The organism is Plesiocystis pacifica SIR-1 (genome assembly GCF_000170895.1).
GTDB classification, from domain to species: Bacteria; Myxococcota_A; Polyangia; order Nannocystales; family Nannocystaceae; genus Plesiocystis; species Plesiocystis pacifica.
The window spans coordinates 1-11,669 of the sequence record NZ_ABCS01000172.1; the positions used below are offsets into that span (position 1 = coordinate 1).

At 75.4% G+C, this 11,669-nt stretch carries 2 protein-coding genes and 1 pseudogene; all 3 read right to left on the reverse strand.

What is annotated here, in order from left to right; all coding sequences use genetic code 11:
* Positions 1 to 6,210: type I polyketide synthase (locus PPSIR1_RS39915; protein ID WP_198154725.1), on the reverse strand; the 6,210-nt coding region annotated here is incomplete at its 3' end.
* A gap of 63 nt (positions 6,211 to 6,273) precedes the next feature.
* Positions 6,274 to 8,992: pseudogene (locus tag PPSIR1_RS50665) on the reverse strand (type I polyketide synthase); the annotation flags it as partial.
* Positions 8,993 to 9,103: 111 nt separating this feature from the next.
* The coding region (locus tag PPSIR1_RS39920; protein WP_006977021.1) for a type I polyketide synthase at positions 9,104 to 11,669 on the reverse strand (2,566 nt) is incomplete at its 5' end.

The window sequence follows — 11,669 nt, forward strand, 5'->3', positions numbered from 1 at the left end:
GGCTGCGTCGACCCGGGCTGGGAGGGCGGCGTCGAGGACTTCGGGGCCCGGCGTCGGCCAGATCCGGAGCAGCTGGTCGAACTCGGCGGCTTCGTTCCGCTCGAGCAGCACGCCGAGGCTGGGCGCGGACACGACCTCGGCCCCGAGCGTGGTCAGGGCCTCGGCGAGGGCCTCGGCGTCGCCGAGCAGGCCGAAGCGGCGGCCGGGCAGGCCCGCGTCGGCGGACTCGACGGTCGCGGGCTCCCAGCGCAGGGCGTGGGCGTGCTGGAGGGGACGGCGGTCGCGGAGCTGCTCGGGGGAGGCGGGGCGCAGCTCGAGGGCGTCGAGGCTCGCGACGAGCTCGCCCGCGGGGGTCCACGCCCAAAAGCGCAGCCGCGGGGTCGCGTCCGCTGTCGGTCGGTGGAGCTCGGCGCGGACGCGCAGCTGCTCGCCGGCGGGGCGGTGCAAGGTCGCGCCGCGGTAGGCGAAGGGCAGCAGGGCGACCTCGCTGTCGTCGTCGAGCTGGGTGAGCAGCAGGTGGGTGAGGGCGTCGAGGAGCGCGGGGTGGAAGGCGTGGCCCTCGCTCGCGCCCGCGTCCGCGGGCAGGCGCAGCTCGGCGTGGAGCTCGACGGTGCCCGCGTCGTCGGGCTGGGCGATCCAGGCGCGCTCGAGGCCGCGGAAGGCGGGGCCGTAGTCGAGGCCGAGGGCGAGGGCCCGGGCGTAGCAGGCCTCGAGGTCGACGGGCTCGCGCCCGCTCTCGTCCACGGGCCAGCTCGGCGCTTCGGCGCCCTCGAGGCTCGCCGGCAGGCTGACGCTGCCGCGCGCGTGCTCGACCCAGCCCGCGTCGAGCTCGTCGGCCGGGAGCCCTGCGCCCTGCGTCCGCGAGCGCGCCCGCCGGGTATGGACGCTCAGCAGGCGGCGCCGCGGGTCGTCGCCCTCGAGCACGACCTGCAGCTCGAGGGGGGCGGCGTCGAGGATCAGCGGCGCGGCGAACAGCAGCTCGTCGAGGCGCAGGCCGCTGGCCTGGGGCCACAGCTCGAGGGCCGCGCTCAGGCCCAGATCGACGAGGCCCGCGCCCGGGAACACGGTCCGCCCGTGGACGCGGTGGTCGGCGAGCCAGCCGAGGCTGTCCTCGGCCAGGCTCGTGCTCGCCACGCGCTTGACCGGCTCACCGGCGACCGTGAAGTAGGCGCGCAGGATCGGGTGCTCGAGGCTCTGGAGGCCCGCGCTGGATAGATCGGCGGTCTCCGACTGCGCCTCGATCCAGTGGCGCGCGCGCTGGAAGGGGTAGGTCGGGAGCGCGACGGCCGGGCTCGCCGGGGCCTCGGGGTCGCGGCCGAGCGCGGCGGCCCAGTCGAGGCGGTGGCCGTGGCAGTGCAGCGCGCCCACGGACGCGAGCAGGCGCTCGAGGGAGCCCTCGTCGCGGCGCAGGCTGGGCAGCACGGCGGCCTCGACCCCGATCGCGCGGACCAGACCGTCGAGGGCCACGGGCATGACCGGGTGGGGGCTGATCTCGACGAAGAAGCGGTGACCGTGGGCGCAGGCCCGGTCCACGGCCTCGGCGAAGCGCACGGTCTGGCGCAGGTTCTCGTACCAGTAGCGGCCGTCGAGGCGCCGGCCGTCGAGGGCCACGTCGGGCTCGACCGTCGAGAGCATCTCGATCGCGGCTTCTCGAGGCTCGAGGCCGGCGAGGGCGTCGAGCAGATCGGCCTCGATGCCCGCGACGTGGTGGCAGTGCGAGGCGTAGTCGACCTTGACCCGGCGGGCGAACACGCCGCGGGCGTTGAGGTCCTCGACGAGGGCGTCGATGGCCTCGGGGTCGCCGGACGCTACGGTGGACGCGGGGCCGTTGTCGACGCCCAGGGCGACGCGCCCGCGGTAGGCCTCGGCCTCGAGCACCTCGCGCAGGGAGTCGGCGTCGAGGGCCGTGGCCGCCATCGCGCCCGTGCCCGCGAGCTGGGTGATCACCCGGCTGCGCAGCGCGACGACCTTGGCGGCGTCTTCGAGGCTGAGGATGCCGGCGACGTGGGCGGCCGCGATCTCGCCCTGGCTGTGGCCGATGACCAGGTCCGGGGTGACGCCGCAGCTGCGCCACACGGCCGCGAGGCTGACCATGACCGCGAACAGCACGGGCTGGACCACGTCGACGCGGGTGAGCTCGGCGGCGCCCTCTCGCTGCTCGAGGACGGCGAGCAGGTCCCAGTCGACGTGGGGGGCGAGGGCCTGGGCGCAGGCCTCGACGCTCGCGCGGAACTCTGGCGACTGCTCGAGCAGCTCTCGGGCCATGGCCGGCCACTGCGAGCCCTGGCCGGGGAACACGAAGCAGACCTTGCCCTCGGCCCGGGCCTCGGCGCGGACGTGGGTGGCCGCGGGCGCGTCCGCGGCCACGGGGTCGAGGCGCTCGGCGATCGCGGCGGGGCTGGCCTGCGCCGGGACGACGACGGCGGCGCGGTGCTCGAAGTGCGAGCGCTTCGTCGCCAGGGTCCAGGCCAGCTCGGCGGGCTCGAAGGTCGCGCCCGCCTCGAGCCCGCGCAGGTGCGCGGCGAGGCGCCCGGCGTGGGCGCGCAGGGCCTCGGGGCTGCGCGCAGACAGGGGCAGGATCAGTGGGGCCGTGGCGGCTGGTGGCTCGAAGGTCGCGGGCGCCGGCGCCTGCTCGAGGATGATGTGCGCGTTGGTCCCCGACAGGCCAAAGCTCGACACGCCCGCGCGCAGGGGCTGCTCTCCCGCGCCCGAGCGATCGGTCCACGCCCGGCCCTCGGCCACGACCTCGACGGGCAGGGCGTCCCACTCGATGTGCGGGTTGGGGGGCTGGCTGTGGGCGTTGGCGGGCAGCCGACGGTGGCGCAGGGCGGCGAGGACCTTGGCGATGCCGGCCACGCCCGCGGCGGTCTCGAGGTGGCCGAGGGTGCTCTTGATCGCGCCGATCAGCAGGGGCCGCTCGGGCTCGCGGTCGCGGCCAAACACCGCGCCCAGGGCCTGGACCTCGATGGGGTCGCCCAGGCGGGTGCCGGTGCCGTGGCACTCGACATAGTCGATGTCCCGGGGCTCGAGCTCGGCGTCGGCCAGGGCCGCGCGCAGGACCTTTTGCTGCGAGGTCCCGTTGGGTGCTGTGATCCCGCTGCTCGCCCCGTCGTGGTTGACGGCCGTGCCGCGGACCAGGGCGAGGATCTCCCGGCCCTTGGCGAGGGCGTCGTCGAGGCGCTCGAGGGCCAGGACGACCACGCCCTCGCCCCGGCCGTAGCCGTCGGCGTTGGCGGAGAAGGTCTTGCAGCGCCCGTCGGGGGCCACGGCCCGCATGCGCGAGAGCGAGATGTAGGAGTCGGGGCTGAGCAGGACCTGGGCGCCGCCGGTCAGCGCCAGGTCGCACTCGCCGTTGCGCAGGGCCTTGGCCGCCATGTGCAGGGCGACCAGGGAGGAGGAGCAGGCCGTGTCCACGGCGACCGCCGGACCCTGGAGGCCGAGGGTGAAGGACAGGCGCCCCGAGGCGAAGGAGGCGTGGGTGCCCATGACCGCGTAGGCGTCGGCGGCCGGGTTGCGGTGCAGCTGCTGGGCGTAGTCGCTCTGGCCGACGCCGATGAAGGTCCCGGACAGGGAGTCGAGCAGCTCGCCCGGGACCACGCCGGCGCGCTCGAGGGCCTCCCACGCGGCCTCCATGAGCAGGCGGTGCTGGGGGTCGATGGCCGCGGCCTCGCGCGGGCTGATGTTGAAAAAGGCCGGGTCGAAGTCCTCGATGGGCTGGTCGAGGAAGGCGCCGTGGCGCACGTAGGTCTTGCCCGGGGCCTCGCTGTCCGGGTCGTAGATGGCGTCGTTGTCCCAGCGCGACTTGGGGATGGGCACGAGCACGTCGCGGCCCTCGTCGAGCAGCGCCCAGAGCTCGTCGAGGCTGGTGACGCCGCCGGGCAGGCGCAGGCCCACGCCGACGACGGCGATGGGCTGACCGGCGTCGACAAAGCTCCGGACCTCGACGGGCGGGGCGGCCTCGGGGGCGCGGCTGAGCTGGGCTTGGGGCGCGGGCTCGAGCACCTCGCGGAAGCTGTCGAGGAGCAGGGCCGTGACGCGCTCGGGCGTGGGGTGGTCGAAGGTCAAGGTCGCGGGCAGGGACAGACCCGTGGCCTTGTTGAGGGCCGTGCGCATGTCCACGGCCATGAGCGAGTCGAGGCCGAGATCGGCGAAGCCGCGGCGGGCGTCGAGGGCGTGGTCCGGGGCGAAGCCGAGGATCTGGCGGGTCGTCTGGAGCACGAGCCCGAGCACGGCCCGGCGCGGGGCCTCGGCGTCGAGGGTGCCCTCGGCCTCGGCCACGAGGCCGCGCAGCTCGGCGACGAAGGCGGGCTCGCTCGCGGTCGCGTCTTGGCCTTCGCTCGGCTCGGCTTCGGGCTCGACGGCGGCGAGCAGAGGCCGCGGGCGGGCGAGGGTGTAGCTCGGGTAAAAGCGCCGCCAGTCGACGTCGACGAGGGTCAGGCCGCTGCGCTCGCCGAGCCAGCCAGCCCCCGACTCGGCCCGGGTCTGGTGCGCCGTCAACAGGGTGAGCTGGGCGACGGTGGCCATGGGCACGGGCCGCAGGCCCCGACGCTCGAGGTGGACGAGGGCGTCGCCCGTGGCCATGCCGACGCCCTCGTCGGCGCCCCCACCCCTACTCCCACCCCCACTCCCACCCATGGGCCCCCAGGCGACGGCAAAGGCCGCCTGACCGCGGGCGCGGCGGGCCTGGCTGAGGGCGTCGAGGTAGGCGTTGGCGGCCGAGTAGGCCAGCTGCTGGCCGCTGCCCCAGGTCGCAGCGATCGACGAGATCAGCACGAAGAGCTCGGGCTGGCGATCGGGGCCGCGCTCGTCGAGGAGGGCGTCGAGGATCCGGGCGCCCTCGACCTTGGCCCCGGTCACCGGCGCGAGGGCGTCGAGCTCGAGGCTGTCGAGGGGCTCGAAGGCGCCGGCGATCCCGGCGGCGTGGATGACCGCGCGCAGCGGCGAGTCGCCGGCGTCGATGGTGGCGAGCACGGCCCGGGTGGCCTCGGCGTCGGTGATGTCGCAGGCGACGATCTCGACCTCGAGGGGACGGGCGCGGCGCTCCTCGGCGAGGGCGAGGAGCGAGGCGCGGAGGGCCTCGGCGCCGGGAGCCGTGGGCCCGCGGCGGCTCGTGAGCACGAGCTTGTCGACGCCCGCGCGGACCAGCTCGCGGGCGAGGGCCGAGCCCAGGCCGCCGGTGCCGCCGGTGATCAGCGCGGTGCCGGACAGCTCGGAGAGCTCGGCCAGGGGCGCGGCGTCGTTAGACAGCTCGGCCGTGGGGATCAGCCGGCGCGCGTGGGCGCCCTCGGGGCGCAGGGCGAGGTGGGTCTCGTCGCCGTCTAGCCACAGCGAGAGCGCGGCGGCCTCGTCGGCGAGGGCGTCCGCCTGCGCGGGAAGGTCGATGACCCCCGCGACGAGCTCCGGTCGCTCGAGGCTCGCGGCCTGGCCCAGCCCGGCGGTCATGGCCTGGAGGGGCCGCTGGAGCGGCGCGCTCGCTTGCCCAGGCTGGTCCCCGACGGCGCCAAAGGTCAGCAGCCACAGCCGCGTCTCGCCTGGGGCGCGGGCGAGGCCCTGGATCAAGGCGACGTTGAGGGCCGCGCCTGCGGGCAGCCCGGGGCGCGCCGGGTCGAGGGTCTCGTCGAGGGCGAGGAGGGACAGCAGCGGCGCGTCGGGGTTGAGGGCGGCGAGGCGCTCGCCCAGCTGCGCGCGACCCTCGGCGTCGGCGAGGGCGTCGAGGTCGAGGCACTCGACGCGCGCGCCGAAGGCCTCGGCCAGGGCCGCGACGCGGGGGTGCTCGCGGTCGCGGGTCGACGCGAAGAGCACGGGAGTGGTGGCGGCCGTGGTCGCGGCTCGAGCCTCGACGGGGCGCCAGTCCACGGCGTAGCTCCACGCGTCGACGGCCGCCCGGGCCCGCGCGCGCCGACGCCAGCGCTCGAGCCCGGGCAGGGCGCGACGCAGCGCATCGCGGGCGTCGTCGTCGTCGCCGAGCTCGAGCAGGTCGCCGAGCCCCGCGAGGTCGCCCGCGTCGACGGCCGCCCACAGGCTCTGCTCGCTCGGCGTGGCGGTGGCCTCGAGCCCGAGGGGCGCGGCGCCTTTGCCTTGCTCGGGCGCGAGCGCGGGCGTGGGGCTGAGCCAGTAGGGCGCGCGCTGAAAGGCGTAGGTGGGCAGGCGCTCGGGGACCGGGCCGGCGCTCGGCAGCCCCCACGACCCAAAGAAGGCGCCCCAGTCCACGGGGATGCCCTCGCAGTGGGCCGCAGCCAAAGCGCGGACCAGGTGCGCGGCCTCGGGCCGACGCCGGCGCATCATCGCGTGCAGCTGCATCGTCCGTCCGCTCTCGCTGCCCGCGGAAGCGTCGAGGCAGGCCACGGCCATGGAGCTGAGCACCCCGTGGGGCCCGAGCTCGAGGGCCGTGTTCACGCCGAGTGTCTCGAGGGTGCGGATCCCGTCGAGGAAGCGGACCGCGTGGCGGACGTGGCGGACCCAGTAGTCGGGGTCGCGGAGCTCGTCGGCCTTGGCCACGGCGCCGCTGAGGTTCGAGACGATGGGGATGCGCGGGGCCTTGGCCTCGAGGCCGGCGACGACGCTGCGGAACTCGTCGAGCATGGGCTCCATGCGCGGCGAGTGGAAAGCGTGTCTGACTTGCATGCGCGGACCTTGCGGCCCTGGTCTCGAACGCGGCCATGGTCGCGAGCACGGGCGCCTCGTCGCCCGCGACCACAGTGGACATCGGCCCGTTGAGCCCGGCGATGGCGATGACGGCCTCGCCCTGGCTATCGAGGAGGTCGTCGAGGACGGCCTGGACCTCGGCCTCGCTGGCCTGGACCGAGGCCATGGCGCCGCCCTTGGGCAGGGCCTGCATCAAGCGGGCCCGGGCGGCGACGAGGGCGCTGGCCGCGGCGAGGTCGAAGACCCCCGAGACGTGGGCCGCCGCGAGCTCGCCGATGGAGTGACCCAGGAGGTAGGCCGGGCGCAGGCCCCAGGACTCGAGCAGGCGAAACAGCGCGACCTCGACGGCGAACAGGGCCGGCTGGGTGAAGCCGGTCTCGTCGAGCAGGGCGGCCTCGGGCGTGTCCGGCTCGGCGAACAGCACGGACTTCAGCGGCCGCGGCAGGTGGGGGTCGAGGGCCGCGCACAGCTCGTCGAGGGCGGCGGCGAAGCGGGGGAAGGTCGCCGCGAGCTCCCGGCCCATGCCCAGGCGCTGGGAGCCTTGACCGGTGAACAGGAAGGCGAGCTTGGGCCGGCTCGGGAGGCTGTCGGCCTCGGGGAAGTCGACCACCGAGGCCGCCGGGGCGCCGCGCTCGTCGACCCCTTCGACGAGGCGCTCGAGGGCCTCGGCGAGGGCCTGGGGGGTATCGGCGAACAGCGCCGCGCGGTGCTCGAAGTGGGTGCGGTTGTGGGCCAGGGCCGCGGCCAGGCGCAGCTGGGACGCGGGAGAGAGCTCGCCCCGCGCACGCAAGGAGGCGCGCAGCTGCTCGGCCTGGGCGACGAGGGCCGCGCGGCTCCGACCCGAGACCAGCACGGGGACGAGCCCGAGCGGGGCCTCGGGCGCCTTCGCCTCGGGGGCCTCGGTCTCAGGGGTCTCCGGCGCCTCGCCGACGATCACGTGGGCGTTGGTCCCGGACATGCCGAAGGACGAGACGCCGGCGTAGCGGGCCTGGCCCGGGTCTTCGGCGGCCCACGGGGTCTGGGCCCGGAGCGGCTGGAGGGGCGAGCCCTCGAAGCGCACCCGCGGGTTGAGGTGGCGCAGGTTCAGGTTGGGCGGGATCGCGTCGTGCTCGAGGGCGAGCACGGTCTTGATCACCCCGGCCACGCCGGCCGCGGCGACGAGGTGGCCGATGTTGGTCTTGACCGCGCCGAGCCAAAGCGGCCCGCGATCGGGGCGCTCGGCGGGGCGCTTGGTCCGGAGCTTGGGGTCGTTGAACACCGCCTCGAGGGAGTCGGTCTCGATGGGGTCGCCGAGCACGGTGCCGGTGCCGTGGCATTCGATGTAGCTGATCGCGTCGGGCTCGAGCTCGGCGTCGCGCAGGGCCGCGCGCAGCATGGACTGCTGGGCGAGGCCGTTGGGCGCGGTCAGGCCCGTGGACCGCCCGTCCTGGTTGACCGCCGATCCGCGCACGACCGCGAGCACGCGGTGGCCCTTGGCCTGGGCGTCGCTGAGCCGCTCGAGCACGAGCATGCCGCAGCCCTCGCCCGGGACGAAGCCGTTGGCGCTGGCGTCGAAGGTCTTGCAGCGGCCGTCGGCCGAGAGGGCGCGGGTGCGGTAGAGCCCCGACTGCGTGCCCTCCGAGGCGATCACGCTCGAGCCGCCCGCGAGCGCGAGGTCGCACTCGCCCAGGCGCAGGGCGTTGACGGCGAGGTGGATGGCGACCAGCGAGCTCGAGCACGCGGTGTCGAGGGTCAGCGTGGGCCCCTGGAGGCCGAGGGTATAGGCGATGCGCCCCGAGGCCGTGCTCGAGATGGTGCCCGTGAGGTCGTAGGCCTCCCAGCCCGAGAAGTCCGTGGCGTGGACGCGGTCGAGGTAGTCGACGTTGCACAGGCCCAGGAACACCCCCGTGTTCGAGCCCGACAGCGCGCTCGGGCGCAGGTTGGCGTGCTCGAGGGCGGCCCAGCTGACCTCGAGGGCCAGGCGCTGCTGGGGGTCGAGCTTGAGGGCCTCGCGCGGGCTGATGCCGAAGAACTCGGCGTCGAAGCCGGCGACGTCGTCGAGCAGCCCCGCCCACCGGGGCACCTCCGCAGGCCAGTGGTGGACGACGCGCTCGTCGGGGATGTCGACGACGCGGTCCTGGCCCTCGACGAGCACCGACCAGAATTCCTCGAGGGAGTCGGCGCCGGGGAAGCGGCAGCCCATGCCGACGATCGCGATGGGCTCGCCCCCGACCGGAGCGGCCGAAGCCTCGGCCGGGAGGGCCGGCGCCTGAGCGGCCTGAGCCTGGGCGACCTCGAGCTCGGACTTGAGCTGCTTGATCTTGGCCAGGGCGCGCTTGAACTGTTCGCGGAAGTCGGGTTTGGGCATGAGCGACTCGACGAGGCTCCCCGGGTGGATGGGCGGGAGCGCGCGGGGCGGGCAGCGAGGGCGCGGGGACGGGTAGGAGGAGGTGACCCGAGCGTGGTCAGGGCGCAAGCGTCAAGACAGGAGCTCGTCACCGAGGGCGAGGAGGTCTTCGTCGGAGAGGTCTTCGAGTTCCTCGAGGAGCTCTTCTTCCTCATCCAGGGGGGCAGGCGTGGGCGAGGGCGCGGGCTCGCTTTCGGGCTCGGGCGCGTCTGCCTCGCTCTCGGGCTCGGCCTCGAGGTCGAGGGCCTCGAGGATGAAGCCGGTCAGCGCCTCGGGCGTCGGGTAAGTCCAGATCGCCGTGGCGGGCACGGTCACGCCGGTGCTCGCCGCGACCAGGTTGCGCAGCTCCACGCCCATGAGGCTGTCGACGCCCAGCGCCGCGAACGGGGCGTCGGGGTCGAGCTCGGCGGGATCGATGCGGATGACCTGGGCGAGCTGCTCGAGCACGTGCTCGAGCAAGATCGGGCGGGCCTCGCGGGTCGAGACCTGGCGCAGGCGCTCGGACAGCTCGTCCTCGGCGCGGCCCCCCTGGTCTCCCGCTTCGCGGACCAGGAGCTCGGCGAAGAAGGGCCACGACGCGGCCTCCGTGTAGAAGCCGGCCCACTTGTGAGCGTCGAAGGGGCAGGGCGCGAGCAGGGCCTCGTCGCCGGCGACGACCTGCTCGAACAGGTCGAGGCCCTCGGCGGGGCGCAGCGGGGTCAGGCCGCGGGCGGCGAGCCGGGCCCCGCGTCGCGCGTCGCCGGTCGCGAAGCCGACCTCGTCGAACACGCCCCAGGCGATGGCGTGGGCGGGCAGGCCCGCGCGGCGGCGGCGGGCGGCGAGGCCGTCGAGGAAGGCGTTGGCGGCGGAGTAGTTGGTCTGGCCGGGGTTGCCGAGGATGCCGGCGACGGAGCTGTAGAGCACGAACAGCTCGAGCTCGGGGGCGTGGCTGCGGCTGAGCTCGTCGAGGTGCCAGGCGCCGGCGACCTTGGGCGCGAACGAGCGCTCGAAGTCCTCGGGGCGCAGGTCCACGGCCATGGCGTCGGCGAGCACGCCCGCGGTGTGCACGATGCCGCCGAGGGGGCGCGGGCTCGCGGCGATGGCCTCGAACTCGGCCTCGAGGGCGGCGCGATCGCTGACGTCGACGCTCGGGGTCTCGACCACCACGCCGGCCTCGCGCATGGCCGCGATGGCCTCGCGCTGGTGGTCCTGGGTCACGCCGCGGCGGCTGAGCAGCACGAGGGCGCCGGCGCCCCGCTCGGCCAGGCGCTTGGCGAGCTCGAGGCCCAGGCCGCCCAGGCCGCCGGTGATCAAGTAGCTGCGATCGCCGCGGACCAAGCTCGCGCCGCGGGGCACGTTGACGCGCACCGGCGGCGCGTCGGGGAAGGCCTCGCGCGCGGCCTCGGTGCCGTCGACGTGGACCACGAACTTGCCGATGTGGCGGCCGCGGGCCATCTCCCACATCGCGTCGCCGACCCGCGACATGAGGTGCGGGAGGATGGGCAGGGGGCGCAGCACGTCCTGCTCGAGCAGGGGCACGAGCTCGCGCAGCAAGGCCCCGGCGCGCGCGGGCGCGTGCACGGTCAGGTCGGCGAGGTTGACCAGGAAGTAGGCGAGGTTGTTGGCGAAGGGCGCCAGGCCGATGCGCTCGTTGGACAGGGCGCCGCGCAGGCCCAGCTCGATGAAGCGGCCGCCCCGGCGCAGCAGGCCCAGGCTCCCGTGCATCAGCTCGCCGGCCAGGGCGTTGAGGACCACGTCGACGCCGGGCTCGCCCTTGCCCGCGGCGGCCTCGTCCCGGGTCCACCGGCGGATGTCGTCGACGAAGCGCAGCGAGCGGGAGTCGCTGACCCACTGCACGCCCTGCTCGCGCAGCCAGTCCCGCTTGGTCTCGCTGCCCGCGGTCGCGTAGATCTCGGCGCCGACGTGCTGGGCCCACTGCAGCGCGGACAGGCCGACGCCGCCGGTGGCCGAGTGGATCAGCACGCGCTCGCCGGGGCGCAGCCGGGCGGTCTCGTGGAGCGAGACGTAGGTGGTCAGGTGGACGATGGGCAAGGTCGCGCCCTCGGCCATGGACAGGCGCTCGGGCAGGGGCACGACCAGCTCCGCGCGGGTCACCGCGTGGGTCGCAAAGGAGTCGAAGGCGATGCCGAACACGCGCTGACCGGGCTCGAGGCCGTCGACGCCCTCGCCCACGCGCGCGACCGTGCCGGCGCACTCGAAGCCCAGGAGCACGCGCTCGCTGCCCACCGGCGGGATGACGCCGTTGGCCAGGAGCACGTCGCGGAAGTTCATGCCCACGGCCTCGACGGCGATCTCGACCTGCCCAGCTTCGAGCGCGGGGCGATCGAAGGCGGTGAGCTCGATGGACTCGAGCAGCCCGGGCTGGCCAATCTCGACCCGGAAGGCGCGCTCGCCCGCGGCGACCTTGCGGCCCTTGGCGGCCGCGGGGACGGGGGCGCGCTCGAGCCGGGCGACGAACACCTCGGTGCTGCGCAGGGCGACCTGATCTTCGTCGCCGTCGCGGGCGAGGAGCTCGACGAGGGCGCGGACCTCCGGATCTTCGGGGGCGCTCGGCCGGGCGCCCAGGTCGACGCGCAGGGGGCGGAGGCCGCCGTGCTCCGAGCGCAGCGGCCCGCCCAGGCCCCAGGCGAGGGTCTGC